Source organism: Actinoalloteichus hoggarensis (assembly GCF_002234535.1).
Taxonomy (GTDB): Bacteria; Actinomycetota; Actinomycetes; order Mycobacteriales; family Pseudonocardiaceae; genus Actinoalloteichus_A; species Actinoalloteichus_A hoggarensis.
Map to the genome: position 1 here is coordinate 5,373,806 of NZ_CP022521.1, position 16,239 is coordinate 5,390,044.

Below are 16,239 nucleotides of genomic sequence, written 5' to 3' on the forward strand. Positions count from 1 at the left end.
CCGGTGCGTGAGTTCAGTGTCCCCGCCTCCGCGACCGTCTCCCCCGAGGAGAACCTCACCGACATGGTGTGGGCCAACGCGGATCGCTTCGCGAACACGGTCAGCTTCCGTCGTCGGGTGGAGGGCAGCTGGATCGATGTGACGGCGGCCGACTTCGCCGCCCAGGTCATGGCGGTGGCGAAGGGTCTGATCGCCGCCGGTTTACAGCCGGGTGAGCGGATCGCGTTGATGTCGCGCACCCGCTACGAGTGGAGCCTGCTGGACTTCGCGATCTGGGCGGCAGGCCTGGTCAGTGTTCCGATCTACGAGACGTCCTCCCCCGACCAGGTCGAATGGGTGCTCGCCGATTCACAGGCCAAGGCGGTGATCGTGGAGGACGCCGATCATCGGAGCCGGGTCGGCGCCGTGGTCGACCTGCTGCCCGAGGTACGCCACGTCTGGCAGATCGAGGGGCCGGACGCGCGGACCGGCGCGGCGGGGGCGGTGGACGAGCTGACCGCGCTGGGCGGCGCGATCCCCAACACGCGGGTACGCGCCCGCAGCCGCGCCGTGCACGCCGACGACCTCGCGACGCTGATCTACACCTCCGGCACCACCGGCCGCGCCAAGGGCTGCGAGCTGACCCACCGGAACATCCTCGCCGAGGTCCGCGCCGACATCCACGCCTACCCGAGGCTGTTGGAGCCGGGCAACTCGGTGCTGATGTTCCTGCCGATGGCCCACGTCCTGGCCAGGGCCATCGCGATCTGCGCCGTGTACGCCAGGACCACGCTCGGCCACACCAGCCAGATCGCCGGCCTGGTCAGCGACCTGGGCACCTTCCGGCCGACGTTCGTGCTCACCGTGCCCCGTGTCTTCGAGAAGGTCCACGCGAAGGCCAGGGCCCAGGCGCAGGACAGCGGTCGGGGTCGGGTGTTCGACGCGGCGGAGGAGACCGCCATCGCCTACAGCAGGGCCCACGAGGGTGGCGGTCCTTCGCTGGGGCTGCGCCTGCGCCACGCGCTGTTCGACCGGCTGGTGTACCGGCGGCTGCGGGCGGCGCTCGGCGGGCGCTGCGTGGCCGCCGTCTCCGGCGGAGCGCCCCTGAGCGAGCGGCTGACGCACTTCTTCCGGGGGGTCGGCATTCCCGTCCTCGAGGGCTACGGGCTGACCGAGACGACCGCCGCCGCGTGCGTGAACACCCTGGACGCCGCGCGGATCGGCACGGTGGGCAGGCCGGTGGCGGGCACGTCGGTGCGCATCGCCGACGACGGCGAGGTGCTGATCAAGGGCGAGATCGTCACCCGCGGGTACTGGAACGACGAGGAGGCCACCCGGCAGGCCATGTCCGACGGCTGGTTCCACACCGGCGACCTCGGCGAGCTCGACTCGGCGGGCTTCCTGAAGATCACCGGCCGCAAGAAGGAGATCATCGTGACGGCGGGCGGCAAGAACGTCGCGCCCGCCGCGTTGGAGGACCGGGTCCGCGCCCATCCGCTGGTCAGCCAGTGCATGCTGGTCGGCGACCGGCGGCCGTTCATCGGCGCGCTCATCACGCTGGACGTCGACGCGCTGGCGGGCTGGCGGGCCCGGCGAGGTCTCGGCGCGGCGAAGGCGGGCGAGGCAGGCAAGGATCCCGAGCTGCTCCGCGAGCTGCAGCGGGCCGTGGACACGGCCAACGAGTCGGTGTCCACGACGGAGTCGATCAAGCGGTTCCGGGTGTTGGACGAGGACTTCAGCGAGGAGAACGGCGACCTGACGCCCAGCATGAAGCTGCGGAGGAGCGTCATCGCGCGGAGCAGGGCCATGGACATCGAGTCGATCTACCGCACCTGATCGACCGGCGGTGGGAACCCCGGCTGGGAAGCCCACCAGCGCGGGCGTCGGCGGGGCGAGAGAGGCCGAGACGGCACCGTCCGGCGCGGCGACCGCCGACCCCGGCCCACGGCCTCCGCGGCTCTCGGCCGGCCCGTCCCGCGCCCGGCCGCCGCTCAGCCGTCGAGCAGCCGGGCCAGCCTGCCCGCGAGGTCGCTCCAGCGCCAGTGCCGGGAGACCCAGTCGCGGCCCGCTCGGCCGATCGCCGCGGCCCGCTCCGGGTCGGCGAGCAGCGCGCCGACCCGCTCGGCGACGGCGGCGACGTCGGTCCCGTCGACGACGAATCCGGTGACGCCGTCCGACACGGTCTCCGGGGCGCCGCCCGACCGGCCTGCCACCACGGGCAGCCCGGTGGCCGAGGCCTCCAGGAAGACGATGCCGAGTCCCTCGACGTCGAGCCCGCGGCCCCGGGTCCGGCAGGGCATCGCGAAGACGTCGCCCGCGGCGTAGTGCGCGGGCAGCTCCTCCCATGGCACCGACCCGGTCAGGACGACGTGTCCGGCGACCCCTCGGTCCAGGGCCAGGCGGCGCAGCCGATCGCCGTACGGCCCGCCGCCCACGATCAGCAGCGCCGCGTCGGGCACCTGCCTGCGGATCCGCGGCAGCGCCCGGATCAGCATGTCCTGGCCCTTGCGGGGCACCAGCCGGGACACGCAGACCACCACCGGGCGATCGCCGAGGCCGTGGCGACGCCGGATCTCGTCGCGGGCGGCCGGGTCGGGCCGGAAGGTCTGGGTGTCCACCCCGGAGGGCAGGTGCTCCAAGGCCGCGGCCGGTCCGAAGGCGGCGGAGAACCTCCCCCTGGTGTAGCGGCTGACGAAGGTCACGACGTCCGAGGACGTGCCGATCCGCCGCAGCGCCGACCGGGCGCCGGGCAGCATCGACCAGCCGACCTCGTGGCCGTGCGTGCTGGCCACCACGCGCCGCGCCCCGGCCTCGCGCAGCCACGGGCCCAGCAGCGCCAGCGGAGCCGCCGCGCCGAACCACACCGTGTCGCACCGTCTGGCGCGCAGGATGTCACGGGCGCGGGCGAGCACGTCGCCGGTCGGCAGCATCAGGCTCGTCGGATGCCGCACGACCTCGAATGGCTGCGCGGCGTCGAAGTCGACGTGGGAACCGGCCCGTCCCTCCCAGGAGGGCGCGTAGACGGTCAGCTCCTGCGCGGGCAGCCGGGTCGCGAAGGCGTGCAGGTAGGCCTGGATGCCACCCGGACGCGGCGGGAAGTCGTTGGTCACCAAGAGGGTCCGACGCACCGCACCGAGACTAATGCGCCGCCGCCGGATGTCCCGGACGGGGCGGCGGATCGGACGACGTGGCGGCGCCGACGAGTGGCGGGCCCGAGGGGTGCCGGACCCGACGGAATGCCCCATCCGACAGAATGCCGGACACGACGACGTGACGGACTCGACGACGTACGGCCGTGGACGGCCGCAGACGGCACCCGACGTACTCCGGCGCCCGTGAGACCGGCCGAAGTCGTCCCGACCGGGCAGGCCGGCATCGACGCGAGCAGACGGACGCAGGCACGGGCAGGCGGAGACGGGCACGCCGTCAGCCGAAGTCGTCCGCCACCGCGCGGCGCCACTGGGCGAGCAGCGCGGCCCGGCCAAGACCGAACTCCGACCGCAGCACCCGGTCGACCTCGTCGTCCGTCGCCTCGCCTCGGATCGCCAGCCGCCGGTACATGTCCACCACGGCGGCCTCGCCGTAGCGCGTGGCCAGGAAGTCGATCAGCGACCACGAGGTCTGATAGGCGAGGTCGAGCCGCCTGCCGCCCTCGTGGAACTCGCCGTCGGCGGGCAGCGGCGGCACCGAGGCCGAGCCGGACCCGCCACCGGGCTCCGCGGCAGGCCGCCGCAGATCGACGTCGGGAGCCCCCGACATCAGCTCGTGCAGTTCGGGCGCGATCTGCCGCGAGGACAGCCCGCTGTCCCGGTAGCCGACGTAGTCGGCGAAGCCCTCCAGCAGCCACATCGGCGCGCCGGGGGCGGTCCGGCTGCGGGCCGCGACGTGGGTGACCTCGTGCCGCAGCACGACACGCAGAGCCGTGTCGGAGAGTCGAGCGGCTGCCGTCGGGTTGACCACGACGCGCTGCCCGGTGGCGACGCCCGCGGTCGTGTCGACGGTGTCGGCGACCGCGAGCGCGGCGATGTCCGTCAGGGAGAAGGCGTGTCCGGCCTGGGCGTGGAACTCCTCGGCGGAGGAGGGCAGCAGCACGACGACCTGTCGAGACCAGTCGGTGCCCCAGACCTCGCCGACCGAGCGGACGGCGTCGTCCAGTTCGTCGGCCACCCGGCGGGTCAGCGCCGCGTTCTCCGGATGCCCGAGCACCAGACCGGAGCGGACGCGCAGCACCACGCTCGGGCCGAAGGACCAGGGCCCCCGCCAGGTGCGGCGGCCCTGCGGCTCCAGAACGGTGTCGGAGTTGACGTACCACTGTGTACCGCGTCGGACGAAGAGGAAGGCCATCGGCTTGCCGATGTCCGCCTCGTCGACCCCGGACAGGGCGTATCGCAGCTCCACCTCGGGTGCCGCGACCGCGTCGGCCCCGGCGGGGCGGACGTCGGCAGGCGGCATCGACGCCGAGGATCGGACGAGCCGATAGCTCCACTCGTCCAGCGGCACGTCGGCCAGGTTGCGGAACAGGTTCCGTTCGGAGCGGCGGAACTCCGGATTCGCGGCCGGGTCCACGGTGGACAGGAAGGCCTGTTCGTCTCGGTCGAGCACCGCCCTGGCCCGTCGATCCAGCAGCCGGGCGACGGCCTCGTCCTCGGCCGTCAGCCGTGTGGCGTCCTCGTCCGCGCCCGACGGGCCGCCTTCCAGCGAACGGGAGCGGAAGGGCAGCGGCGGGGGCTCGATCGCGGCCGTCGTCGAGTCGATCCCGTCGGCCTGGTTGCGGCCGTCGAGTCGGTGGTCATCGAGCCGATCGGCCCTCGGGAGCGTGATCAGGGCGAGCGCCGTCACCAGCACAGCGGTGATCGCGGCTGCCGCCCAGCTGCGGGACCGCGACATCCCCGACACGAGACAGGATCTTAGGGCCTGTCGCGGGCGGGCGCGCCCTTCCGCGTCCGATGAATCACTCGATGCCGCAGGCGGGCGGTGCTCTCCGCCCTGCGGGCGCGCGGGTCGACGCGGCGGGCGGCTCGTCGGCGCGGCGACGCTCGATGGAGGCGGCACCCGCGCTCTGCCCGGCACGCCACCCGTCGGGAGCGGCCTCGGCGGTCCGGTGTCCGCCACGCCGGTGCCGGGCTCAGCGGGGCGGGACTCGGCGGTCCGAGGCGGCCGAGACGCCGAGCGGCCCGGCTCACCGGAGTTCTCGGTGAGCCGGGCCGCTCGAGGGTGTCACGGGGTGCCTGATGGTTCCAGGCTCAGGCCACGCGCCGCATCGCGACGATCGGGCTGTTGGAGCCCCGGTCGATCGGAACGACCTTCACGTTCTGCCCGGTGGTCGGGGCGTGCACGACGTTGCCGTTGCCGACGTACATGCCGATGTGGTGCACCGACGGGTTTCCGTAGGCGATCAGGTCGCCGGGCGCCAGCTGGGCACGGGAGACCGCGGTTCCCGTGGACGCCTGGGCGGCGCTGTTCCGGGGCAGCGACACGCCGACCTGGTTGTAGGCCCACTGCATGAGCCCGGAGCAGTCGAAGGTGCCGGGGCCGGTGGCGCCGTACACGTAGGGCATGCCCACCCGCGTGAGCGCGGCCTGCACCGCGGCGGAGCCGGTGCCGGTGCCGGGCGGCACCTGGTAGTCGGTCTCGCCCGCGCCCCCGCCGGAGCCCTGGTCGTACTCGGCCTGCTCCTCCGCGGTGAGGTCGTCGATGTGCGCCTGGACCTTGGCGATCTGCTCGTCCATCTCGGTCCTGCGCTCGTCGATCTCGGCGCGCAGTTCCTCGGCCTCGACCGCCGCCTCGGCGGCCGCCTTCTCCGCCTCGGCCGCGGAGGCCTCGGCCTCCTCAGCCTGCCGGACCACCGCGGTCAGCCGATCGAGCGACTCGGCGTTCCCGGCGGCCAGCACGTCCAGGGCCGAGAGCTGGTCGAGGAAGGCCTGCGGGTCCTCGGCGACCAGTAGTGCGGAGAGCTTGTTGAATCGAGCGCCCTGGTACGAGGCGTTGGCGAGCTCGTCCACGTTGCCGCGGAACAGCTCCTCGTCTCCTCGTGCCTGCTCTGCCGACTCCTGGGACTGCTCGAAGGCGGCGGTGGCCTCTTCGAGCTCCGCCTCTCGGGCGGCCAGGTCGTCGTTGGCGCGGTGCCATTCCTCGGTCAGCAGCACGGCCTCATGATCGAGTTCCTCGAGCTGAGCCACCGCGTCTGACTTGTTGTCGGGAAGTTCCTGGGCCATCACCGGCGCGGGGACGAGGCTGACTGCCATAGCCACCACGGTCGCCGCCAGTGCCCCACGCATCGTTCTTCTCATTCGATGCGACGCCACGTCGCGAGCAACTCCTTCGTACTTCTCATACCGCCTACCGGGCCGACGATCAGCGGACGAAGTTCGTCGATCTTCGACCGACTTCGCCGGGTGTTCCGTTGATCGACTCCGGCTCGGCTCCCCGACAGGCCGATTCGGCGGTGACCTGCGGAGTCGCCCCCTGTGGACGACTGCCCGCCGCGAGGTCTCGGATAGGTTACGAGTAGTGAGCTACAGAGTCCACTGCTCAGAAGGAAAAGTTGTGAACGAGTGCACAAGGTCTCGAAAGGGCTAGTTTTGATCACGGTGTGTTCATCAATTCTGGATCACGCGACCTGCTGTTCCCGCTCCAGTGCGAACAAACAGTAAGCATCCGCCACCCGGAACACGGCGGTGTGCGATCGATCACGCGCCTCGCCCGCGATCGCCGTGATCGTGGATCAGATTCGGCCCAGCCGGGCCAGCAGGACCGCGGAGGCGACCGGATGCGCACCCCGCCGACGCACGGAGTCGGCCACCGCCCGATCCGAGGTCGCCACGACGACCGGCCTGCCCTCCGGCTCCGCCGCCACCAACGCCCGGATCACGTCGTCGGCCAGCACACCGGGATCACTGAACAGCACGCGGGTCCCTCGACTCACCACCGTCGGCACCGACACGACGTCCGCGCCGTCGAAGACCACCGTCACCTCGGCGCCGGTCCGCGCCGCCAGCGCACCGAGCTGCTGGGCGAGCCGCTCCCGCTGCGCCGCCAACGTCAGCTCGGGATACCCGGTCTTGGTCACGTTGTAGCCGTCCACGACCAGGTGCACGGCGGGCAGGGCGAGCAGCCGATCCAGCGCGGCGGAATCCGTCACCCGGGCGCCCATGCCCTGCGAGACGCTCGCCCCGCTCACCAGGTCCGCGGGCCGGGGGCCGCTGCCGCCGCCGATCCCCAGTTCACGCCGCAGACCGGTCACCGCCCCGCCGAGTGTGTCCACCAGCAACGCCAGCCGAACCTCGTCCGCCTGTCTGGCCTCGCGCGCCGACTGCCGCGCGATCTCCACATCGGCCAGCGCCCGCCGTGCCCTGGCCCGCTCGGCCTCCGCCCGGTCGCGTTCCCGGTCGCGCTGCTCGGTGAGCTCCCGCACCGCCTCCTCGGCGGCGGCCCGCGCCTGCTCCGCCTCCAGCAGCGCCGCCGCGGCGGCGTCCTTGGCCTGTCTCAGCCGCACGCCCTGCTCCCGCAGTCTGCGCCGCAGCCGGTCCAGCTCCGCCTCCGACTCCGTTCTGGCCAGCTCCACGGCGGCCCGCGCAGCGCCGTTCTCCGCGCGCAGCCGGTCCAGCTCCGCGGCCATCCGCTCCGCGCGGGTCACGGCGACGTCACGTTCGGACCGCAGCTGCGCGTCCTCGGCGCGACGCGCCACCACCCGCACCCAGCGAGCGGACCGCTCGTCGCCCGCCAGCAACGCGGCGACGGCCCGTGTGACCGGATCGTCGGACTCCAGGTCGATGGAGGCCGGGTGATGCTGCCCGGCCCACACGAGCACGGCGGATCGGAAGGCCGTGGAGGTCCGCAACTCCGCCAGCAGCGGCCCCCGGCCGAAACGAGCGCGCTTGCCCGGCGTGAACTTCGCGACCGGCCGCAGTGGACGGGGCACCTCCGCCGGGGTGAGACCGCCGAGCGCGGCGGCGGCCACCTCGGCCAGCCGAGCGCGAATCGGCTCGGGCAGCTGCTCCCAGTCGATCTCCTGCTCAGCCGCCGGGTGGTCGTGTGCCGTCTGGCCGTCTCCCGCCCGTTCAGGCGCCGTGTGTTCGGCCGCCGTGTGTTCGGCCCCCGCCGGTCCGGCCGTCTTTTCGTCCGCCAGCTGTTCGTGTGCCGGCTGTTCGTGTGCCGTCTGTTCAGCCGCCGCCGGTTCCCCGGTCACCCGTTCCCCGGCTGCCTCGCCCCCGGCCGGCTCTTCCCCGGCCGCCCGTACCTCGTCCGACGGCCGCGTCGACGCGAGCCCGTCGGCGGCGGCATCGACGGGCTGCCGGAACACCGGAGGTGCGGGGGGCTCCGGCGGCGCGGGGGGCGACACGGGTCCGGCGGACTCGGCGCGCGCGGGGAGTTCGGCGGCGTCGTCGTCGGCCGCCGCGTCGCCCCGTCGCGGGGACCCGGTGCCGGCACCCGGTTCGTCCGAACCGGCCGGTGAACTCAAACTCGGCATCCCGTCAGGTTAGAGCCTGCCCGGTGTCCCCGTTCTCCTGCTACGGCCCCGTCGGCGCGGCGACCTGCTGTGTTCCGCGATCACGGCCGGGCGCGGCACCGGCACGCCGGGAATCCGTGCCTCGGCACCGTCGACTCGGGAGTCGACACCGTCTGTCCCGTCCCCTCGACTCCCCTCCCTCGACTCCCCTCCCCTCGACTCCCGTGCCTCGGAGTCGCAGACCCGAACGCACTGCCCAGACTTGTCGAGACCCGTCGCGGACCACGCCCGCCGTCCACGGTCCGGCCGCCGAGTCCAGGGCACGCCGTCGGTGTCCGGCCCGCCGGTTAGCCTGCCCGCGATGACCGACCTGGCACGCCCTCCCGAGCTCCAGCTCACCTTCGACGAACTCGGCACACCGTTGCGTGCCGTCACGTTCGTCGTGGTGGACCTGGAGACCACCGGCGGCGGTCGGGGCGACGCCATCACCGAGATCGGCGCCGTGAAGGTTCGCGGCGGCGAGGTGCTCGGCGAGTTCGCCACCCTCGTCAATCCCGGCCGAGGCATCCCGCCGATGATCATGTCGCTGACCGGCATCACCGACGCGATGGTCACCGAGGCGCCCCGCATCGACTCCGTCCTGCCCGCGTTCCTGGAGTTCGCCGCGGGCTGCGTCCTGGTCGCCCACAACGCCCCCTTCGACGTCGGGTTCCTGCGCGCCGCCGCAGAACGCCTCGACCGCCCCTGGCCCCGGCCCACCGTCCTGTGCACGGTGAAGCTGGCCCGACGGGTCCTGCGCCGGGACGAGGCGCCCAACGTCAAGCTCGCCACCCTGGCCCGGCTGTTCGGCTCCCCCACGACCCCCAGCCACCGCGCGCTGACCGACGCCCGCGCCACCGTCGACGTGCTGCACGGACTGCTCGAACGAGTCGGCCCCGTCGGCGTCCAGTCCCTGGAGGAGCTGCTCGACTACCTGCCGCAGGTGAGCACCGCACAGCGACGCAAGCGCCAGCTCGCCGCCGACCTGCCGCACGCCCCCGGCGTCTACCTGTTCCGAGGCCCCCGCGAGGAGGTGCTGTACGTGGGCACCGCCGTGGACCTCCGACGTCGGGTCCGGCAGTACTTCACCGCGGGCGAGACGCGGGCGCGCGTCCGGGAGATGGTCGCCCTCGCCGAGCGCGTCGACGTGGTGGAGTGCGCCCACTCCCTGGAGGCGGAGGTCCGCGAGTTACGACTGCTCGCCGCCCACCGCCCCCGCTACAACCGCCGGTCCACCACCCCGCATCGCGCGTGGTGGATCGTGCTGACCGAGGAGCCCTTTCCTCGGCTCTCCGTGGTTCGACGGCCGCGAGACGGCGCCATGGGGCCGTTTCGCACCCGGCGTGCGGCCCAGGACGCACTGGAGACGCTGCACGAGGGCAGTTCGGTACGTCGCTGCGCCGAACGGATTCCGGCTCGCGACCAACGCGGCCGACCGTGTGCCCTCGCCGAGATCGGCCGCTGCGCCGCGCCCTGCGCGGGCAGGCAGAGCGTCGAGGACTACGCGCCGTCGGTGATCGAGGTCGCCGACCTCTTCAGCGGTGTCAGGACCGCCGTGCTCGAACGGCTCGACGGCAGACTCGGCGAACTCGCCGATCAGCAGCGCTTCGAGGACGCGGCCCGGCATCGCGACCGGCTGGCCACCCTCGTGCGCGCCCTGGACCGGGGCCAGCGGCTCGCCGCCCTGGCCGCCGTCGGCGAACTCGTGGCGGCCCGGCCCGACGGCGCGGGCGGCTGGCATCTCGCCGTGATCCGCCACGGCAGGCTCGCCTCCGCAGGCACCGCCCGACGCGGCGTCCCGCCGATGCCCGTGGTCGAGATGCTGCGGGCGAGCGCCGAGACCGTGCTGCCCGAACCCGGACCGCTACGCGGCGCGACGGCCGACGAGGTGATCGTGATCCGCCGCTGGCTCACGACCGGCGGCACCCGCCTGGTGGACTCCGACGTGCCGTGGGCGGAGCAGACGGGCGGCGCCGGCCGCTGGCAGCGGTGGGCGGCCAAGGCCGACGCGGGCCGGGCGGGCTACGCGGCCGCCGACTGACCACCGGACCGACGGTCGCCGGCCGCACCCCGCCCCGCGCCGCGCGCCGATCAGCCCCCCGCCGCTGGACTACCATCGCCACAGTTTCCGCAGGACTTCGGGAGGTTCTTTCGTGATCACCGCGTTCGTGCTCGTCAACGCCGTCGCCGACCGCATTCCTGAAGCCGCCCAGGAGATCGCCGACATCGAGGGCGTCGACGAGGTCTACTCCTGCTCCGGCGAGGTCGACCTCGTCGTCCTCGTCCGGGTCGCCGAACACGCCGACCTCGCGGCGTTGATCCCCGGCCGTATCGGCAAGGTCGACGGCGTGCTGAACACCGACACGCACATCGCGTTCCGCTCCTACTCGCGACGCGACGCCGAGGAGTCGTTCTCCATCGGCTCCGACGCGGACTGAGCCGCCGACGCCCGAACGGCCGACCCGCCGCACCACCGCCTGCCGGCTGGGGACGCCGTCGAGGAACCGGCCGCGTCGAACGGCCGCGCCCGGCCCGCCGAACCGACACAGCGGGCCGACGCCGGCCCGCCCGCACCGCGACACCGACCGCGACACGAGACAGGGCCCGGAACCAGTCGGTTCCGGGCCCTGTCCTCGCACGTTCGCGCCGCGTCAGCCGCGCGGCCGCCTCGGGGCGTCCCCGTCCTCGTCCGTCGGCTCGTCGCCTGCGTCCTTCGAAGTGGACTCCGCGGGGGCGGACTTGGCGGGCCCCAGCAGATGCCTGCCTTCGCGCTCGGCCTGCGTGATGGCCGCCGTCTCCTCGGCCGGGTCCGGCGTGAGGAGGCTGCCGCGCACCGGGCTGCCCGCCGCGCCGAGCTCGTTCATCCGCTTCGGCACCGCCGCGCCCTGGTAGTCCAGCGGCACCGGGTGGCCGTGCTCGTCGACCTCGCCGAGCGGCTGGTGGACCTCGATGAACTCGCCGTGCGGCAGTCGCTTGATGATGCCGGTCTCGATGCCGTGCTCCAGCACCTCGCGGTCCGCACGTTGCAGTCCGATGCAGATCCGATAGGTGATGTAGTAGGCGATCGGCGGGAAGAACAGCACGCCGAGTCTGCCGACCCAGGTCATCGCGTTCAGTGAGATGTCGAACTGCTCCGCGATGATGTCGTTGGCGCCGGTGAACATCAGGACGCCGAAGAAGGCCAGCGCCATCGCGCCGAGGCTGGTCCGCACCGGAACGTCGCGGGGCCGCTGCAACAGGTTGTGATGCGCGTCGTCCTTGGTGAACGCCTTCTCGATCCACGGATAGGCACCCGCGATCGTGAAGATCAACCCCATGCCCAGCACCGCGGGGAAGAAGGCCGCCGGTACCAGATAGTTGCCGAGATACAGCTCCCAGGACGGCCAGATCCGGGTCATGCCGTCCAGCCAGATCACATACCAGTCGGGCTGGGAGCCCGCGCTGATCTGCGAGGCGTTGTACGGGCCGATGTGCCAGATCGCGTTGATCTGGAAGATGCCGCCCATGATCGCCAGCACGCCCGCGACGACGGCGAAGAAGCCGCCTGCCTTGAGTGCGAACACCGGCATGATCCGAACGCCGACGACGTTGGTCTCCTTGCGACCGACGCCGGGGAACTGGGTGTGCTTCTGGTACCACACCAGGCCGAGGTGGACGGCGATCAGGCCGAGGATCAGGCCGGGCAGCAGCAGGATGTGCAGGGTGTAGAACCGGGGGATGATCTCCGTGCCCGGATACTCACCGCCGAAGATCGCCCAGTTGGCCCAGGTGCCGATCACGGGGATCGACATGGTGATGCCGGAGACGATCCGCAGGCCGGTGCCGGAGAGCAGGTCGTCGGGCAGCGAGTAGCCGGTCAGGCCCTCGAAGAAGCCCATGATGAACAGCAGGACGCCGATGACCCAGTTGACCTCACGCGGCTTGCGGAAGGCACCGGTGAAGAACACCCGCAGCATGTGGACCACGATCGCGGCCATGAACAGCAGCGCCGCCCAGTGGTGCACCTGACGGGCGAACAGACCGCCGCGGACCTCGAAGGAGATGTCCAGCGTCGAGGCGTAGGCCCGGGACATCTCGATGCCCCGCATGTTCTCCAGGCTGCCCTGGTATTCGACGTGCGCCATCGACGGGTCGAAGAACAACGCCAGGTACGTGCCCGTGAGCAGCAGCACGATGAAGCTGTACAACGCGATCTCGCCGAGCATGAAGGACCAGTGCGTCGGGAAGACCTTGTTGAGCTGCTTGCGGATGCCCCTGGACATGTGAAAGCGATCGTCGGCCCAGGTCGCCGCCGCTCCCGCCGCACGCACCCCGATGCTCTTGGGCTTCGTCGGCGTGGTGATCGAGCTCATGACTTACGCTCCCAGAAGCCAGGGCCCACGGCCTCGATGAAGTCGCTGCGCGCCACCAGGAAGCCGTCCTCGTCGATGTCGATCGGCAGCTGGGGCAGCGAGCGCGTGGCCGGGCCGAAGACGGGCTTGGCGTAGGTGTTCACCACGTCGAACTGCGACTGGTGGCACGGACAGAGCAGGCGGCCCGTCTGCTGCTCGAACAGCGAGGTCGGGCAGCCGAGGTGGGTGCAGATCTTCGAGTAGGCGTAGTAGTCGCCGTAGTTGAAGTCCTCCTGCCCCTTGCGCTTGACCGGCTGCGATCCGGGACGAAGCCGGATGAGCATCACGGGGTTGTCCGAGCGACGCAGCGCGTAGTACAGCGCGTCGTGATCGCCTCGCTCGGACTCGCGGAACGGGAAGACCGTCTCGAAGCCGCCGGGCTGGATGTCCTCGGGACGGACCAGCGAGACCTCGCCGGGGTCGCCGGTGTCGCGACGCAGGTAGACCTTCTCGTTGTCGCTGGTGTGCATCCAGCCGGTGTGCCACAGCGAGTCCGGCGTCTCACCCTCAGCCCACGGGTTCTTGACCAGTCCGCCCAGGGCGAAGACGCCGACGCCGAGACCGAACACGCCCGCGCCGAAGCCGGCGGAGCGCTTGATCATGGACCGCCGGGCGATGCCGCTGCGCTGCCCCGCGTCCGCGAGCAGCGCCGCGGTCGTCTTCTTGTCCAGTTCCGAGGAGCCGCCCTCGTGCCGCTGCTGAACGGCCTCCTCCTCCGGCACGAACTTCTTCGCGTAGGAGATGACGCCGACGCCGATCGCCAGCACCGACAGGCCGAGGGTGGCCCCGATCAGCGGCGTGTAGAGCGAGTAGACGAAGTGTCCCTCGGAGAAGGGTCCCTGATACTCGCTCGGCCAGAAGAGGTAGGCGCCGAGGAAGGCCAGGCCGGACAGGCCCGCGAGCAGGAACCAGCCCGCCACCTGACGCTCGGCACGCTTCTCGGCGCGCGTCCCCTTGACGGGGAAGCGGTCCTGATACTTGACGAGCTCGACGTCGTCGAGCTCGGTTCCGAGGCGAACGAGTTCGTCCCGGCTCAGCTCCGCGAGCTCGGCGTCGCTGGGGACGCCCTTGCCCGGCTCGCTCATTGCTTGGCTCCGATCCAGAGGGAGACGCCGACCAGCGCCGCAATCCCGACCACGAAGACGACGACACCCTCGACGGCGGGACCGAACCCGCCGAGTGACAGGCCGCCCGGGTTGTTGTTGCCGTCGGTGACGGACTTGACGAAGGCGATGATGTCCTCCTTCTCCGTCGGCGTCAGCTGCCGATCGGAGAACACCGGCATGTTCTGCGGGCCGGTGAGCATCGCGGTGTAGATCTCGTCCTCGGAGACCCCGTCGAGGTTCGGCGCGAACTTGCCGGAGGACAGTGCCCCGCCTCGACCGGTGAAGTTGTGGCAGGAGGCACAGTTCAGCCGGAACAGCTCACCACCGCGCGCGGGGTTGTCGCCGCGCAGCTCGGCTCCGCGTGCCTCCGGTGTCTCCGGGCCGCCGCCGTTGGCCTGGATGTAGGCCCCCAGCGCCTCGATCTCACCGGAGTCGTACACAGAGGGCTTGCGCAGCGCCTGGGCGTCCTGGCGCATCAACGGCATCCGGCCCGTGGAGACCTGGAAGTGCACGGCGGCCTCACCGGTGCCGATCAGGCTGGGACCGCGGTCCTGGACACCCTCGAGGTTGACGCCATGGCAGGTGATGCAGGCGTTGTTGTAAAGCTCCTCGCCCTGCCGTTCCAGTTCAGCCTGCTCGGTGGCCTGCGCGACGTGCGGCTTCGGCATGAAGGCGGTGTAGAGCGCGCCGGCTGCCGCCAGTGCCACACCCAGCGCCAGCACGCCCGAGATCCGCCGTCGCAGCTTGGAGCGGAAGGTGCTCCGCGGCTTGTCTGTGGTGGTCATGTGTGCTGCACAACCCTTGCTGTCGAGTTCCGGCTTCTAGTCGATCGGCGTCAGGGGACCAGGTAGATGACGGCGAACAGCCCGATCCACACGATGTCGACGAAGTGCCAGTAGTAGGACACGACGATCGCCGAGGTCGCCTGGGCAGGCGTGAACTTGCTCATCCTGGTGCGCATGAGCAGGAACACGAACGCGATGAGACCACCGATGACGTGCAAGCCGTGGAACCCGGTCGTCATGTAGAAGACGGTGCCGAAGGGCGAGGACGCGATCGTGGTGTCGTGCGCGGTCATCAGGGTGTAGTACTCACCTGCCTGGCCCGCGACGAAGATCGTGCCGAGCACCAGGGTGAGGAGATACCAGCGGCGAAGGCCGAAGACGTCGCCCCGCTCCGCGGCGAACACACCAAGCTGGCAGGTCCACGAGGACGCCACGAGGATGATCGTGAAGGGCAGCGCGTAGCCGAGGTTCAACTCGGACGGCTCCGGCGGCCACGGGCCGTCGTGCTGCGCCCTCACCGTGAAGTACATCGCGAAGAGGCCGGCGAAGAACATGAGTTCGCTCGACAACCACACGATCGTGCCGACGCTGACCATGTTCGGCCGGTTCAGCGAATGCACCCGCTGGGCGATGGGAGGCGATGCCGTTGTCACGCGACGCATTATTACTTGCGAGAACTCCGGATGTCGTGCCGGGTCCTCCTCGGGCGCGGCGATCGTCGTGAACGGGCAGGCGAAACCGAGGATGAGATGAGGCGAGGGTGCTGTTCGACGGCGTGCTCCGGTGGTGGGAACGACTCCGATCTCGACGGCGTGCCGCCCGGACTCCGCCGCCGGTCGTGACCGATCCCGGGCTGGTCGTGGTGGTCGAGGCCTTCGATCCCGCCGAGGCCGACTCGGCCGTGCTGGCCAGGTCCGAGCGCTGGGACCCCGACCGTCAGGCGGTGCTGCGCCACCATCTGCGACTGCCCGCCGCCTCGGTGGCGCGGGCGGCGGAGCTCCTCGCCGAGGAGGGCTGGCTTCTCCGCGAACCCGGCGGATCCTCCCGGGACGGGAGCCGTCCGGACACGGGCTCCGCCGAGGACGGGTCTCCGACGGAGGGCTCCCCGACCGACGGCTCCCCGACCGACGCGGTTCCGACCGACGACTCGCAGGCACCGGACTCCCCGACGCGGGACTCCCCGGCGGCGGGCCTCTCGGCCGAGGGTGCCCCGGCACACGACACCGCGGGCCAGGGTTCCGAGGACGGGGCTCCGCCCGGCATGCTCGCGCGCGTCGATGCCGCGGGTGCGGACCGCCGACCGGCCGCCGGGGCCGCGGCGAGTCCGTCGGTCGACGGGATGGTCCGGCTGGAGGCAGTGCGAGTGCAGTCCCTGGACGCGCTGCACTGCGCGCAGGCCCGATCACGGATGGCGGGACTGGCGCAACGCCTCGGCGGCGACGCGCTCGGATGGGACGCCCTGCAAGCCTGACCGGGCCAGCGGCTAGCAT

General features: G+C 71.8%; 12 protein-coding genes. 4 read left to right on the forward strand and 8 right to left on the reverse strand.

Annotation, left to right across the window (positions count from 1 at the left end):
• The first annotated feature begins 3 nt into the window (after positions 1–3).
• Positions 4–1,815 carry an AMP-dependent synthetase/ligase gene (locus AHOG_RS22970; RefSeq protein WP_093943195.1) on the forward strand — a complete coding sequence of 604 codons (1,812 nt, stop codon included), beginning with the start codon at positions 4–6 and terminating at the stop codon, positions 1,813–1,815.
• A 155-nt stretch (positions 1,816–1,970) separates the two neighbouring features.
• Here AHOG_RS22970 and AHOG_RS22975 read toward each other — a convergent pair whose 3' ends face one another.
• From AHOG_RS22975 to AHOG_RS22990, 4 genes are all read right to left on the reverse strand, one after another.
• The gene (locus AHOG_RS22975) at positions 1,971–3,107 is read right to left on the reverse strand and encodes a glycosyltransferase family 4 protein (RefSeq protein ID WP_184451123.1); all 1,137 of its coding nucleotides are present in this window, start codon (positions 3,105–3,107) and stop codon (positions 1,971–1,973) included.
• A 298-nt stretch (positions 3,108–3,405) separates the two neighbouring features.
• On the reverse strand, positions 3,406–4,866 hold the full coding sequence (locus tag AHOG_RS22980) for a hypothetical protein (RefSeq protein ID WP_093943197.1): 1,461 nt from the start codon (positions 4,864–4,866) through the stop codon (positions 3,406–3,408).
• Positions 4,867–5,222: 356 nt separating this feature from the next.
• The gene (locus AHOG_RS22985; protein WP_245856402.1) at positions 5,223–6,224 is read right to left on the reverse strand and encodes a C40 family peptidase; all 1,002 of its coding nucleotides are present in this window, start codon (positions 6,222–6,224) and stop codon (positions 5,223–5,225) included.
• A gap of 479 nt (positions 6,225–6,703) precedes the next feature.
• Complete coding sequence (locus tag AHOG_RS22990) at positions 6,704–8,107, reverse strand: NYN domain-containing protein (RefSeq protein ID WP_376700108.1); 1,404 nt, start codon at positions 8,105–8,107, stop codon at positions 6,704–6,706.
• Between the two features lie 682 nt (positions 8,108–8,789).
• Between AHOG_RS22990 and AHOG_RS22995 the strand changes: the two genes are divergently transcribed.
• On the forward strand, positions 8,790–10,508 hold the full coding sequence (locus AHOG_RS22995; protein WP_093943200.1) for a DEDD exonuclease domain-containing protein: 1,719 nt from the start codon (positions 8,790–8,792) through the stop codon (positions 10,506–10,508).
• Between the two features lie 112 nt (positions 10,509–10,620).
• Entirely contained in the window at positions 10,621–10,905 is a 285-nt protein-coding gene (locus AHOG_RS23000) for an Lrp/AsnC family transcriptional regulator (RefSeq protein ID WP_093943201.1), read from the forward strand.
• Positions 10,906–11,118: 213 nt separating this feature from the next.
• On the opposite strand, the gene qcrB is transcribed toward AHOG_RS23000, so the two are convergent.
• Genes qcrB through ctaE form a run of 4 tightly spaced genes read right to left on the reverse strand, consistent with a single transcriptional unit; the run spans position 11,119 to position 15,411 of the window.
• Entirely contained in the window at positions 11,119–12,819 is a 1,701-nt protein-coding gene (gene qcrB / locus AHOG_RS23005) for a cytochrome bc1 complex cytochrome b subunit (protein ID WP_093943202.1), read from the reverse strand.
• A complete protein-coding gene (gene qcrA, locus AHOG_RS23010; RefSeq protein WP_093943203.1) occupies positions 12,816–13,943 on the reverse strand; it encodes a cytochrome bc1 complex Rieske iron-sulfur subunit in 1,128 nt (375 codons plus the stop codon). Before qcrA ends, qcrB begins: the two co-directional genes overlap by 4 nt.
• Positions 13,940–14,749 carry a cytochrome bc1 complex diheme cytochrome c subunit gene (gene qcrC / locus AHOG_RS23015; protein ID WP_093943204.1) on the reverse strand — a complete coding sequence of 270 codons (810 nt, stop codon included), beginning with the start codon at positions 14,747–14,749 and terminating at the stop codon, positions 13,940–13,942. The genes qcrA and qcrC overlap by 4 nt, the downstream gene beginning before the upstream one ends.
• Before the next feature lie 50 nt (positions 14,750–14,799).
• A complete protein-coding gene (gene ctaE, locus AHOG_RS23020; RefSeq protein ID WP_093943205.1) occupies positions 14,800–15,411 on the reverse strand; it encodes an aa3-type cytochrome oxidase subunit III in 612 nt (203 codons plus the stop codon).
• Between the two features lie 98 nt (positions 15,412–15,509).
• Between ctaE and AHOG_RS30380 the strand changes: the two genes are divergently transcribed.
• The gene (locus AHOG_RS30380) at positions 15,510–16,220 is read left to right on the forward strand and encodes a hypothetical protein (protein WP_184451131.1); all 711 of its coding nucleotides are present in this window, start codon (positions 15,510–15,512) and stop codon (positions 16,218–16,220) included.
• Positions 16,221–16,239 lie beyond the last annotated feature (19 nt).

Coding starts and splice junctions, on each gene's coding strand:
- AHOG_RS22980 (WP_093943197.1), bottom strand. CDS start 4,866: ATGTCGCGGTCCCGCAGCTGGGCGGCAGCCGCGATCACCGCTGTGCTG.
- AHOG_RS22985 (WP_245856402.1), bottom strand. CDS start 6,224: ATGGCAGTCAGCCTCGTCCCCGCGCCGGTGATGGCCCAGGAACTTCCC.
- AHOG_RS22995 (WP_093943200.1), top strand. CDS start 8,790: ATGACCGACCTGGCACGCCCTCCCGAGCTCCAGCTCACCTTCGACGAA.
- qcrB (WP_093943202.1), bottom strand. CDS start 12,819: ATGAGCTCGATCACCACGCCGACGAAGCCCAAGAGCATCGGGGTGCGT.
- qcrA (WP_093943203.1), bottom strand. CDS start 13,943: ATGAGCGAGCCGGGCAAGGGCGTCCCCAGCGACGCCGAGCTCGCGGAG.
- qcrC (WP_093943204.1), bottom strand. CDS start 14,749: ATGACCACCACAGACAAGCCGCGGAGCACCTTCCGCTCCAAGCTGCGA.
- ctaE (WP_093943205.1), bottom strand. CDS start 15,411: ATGCGTCGCGTGACAACGGCATCGCCTCCCATCGCCCAGCGGGTGCAT.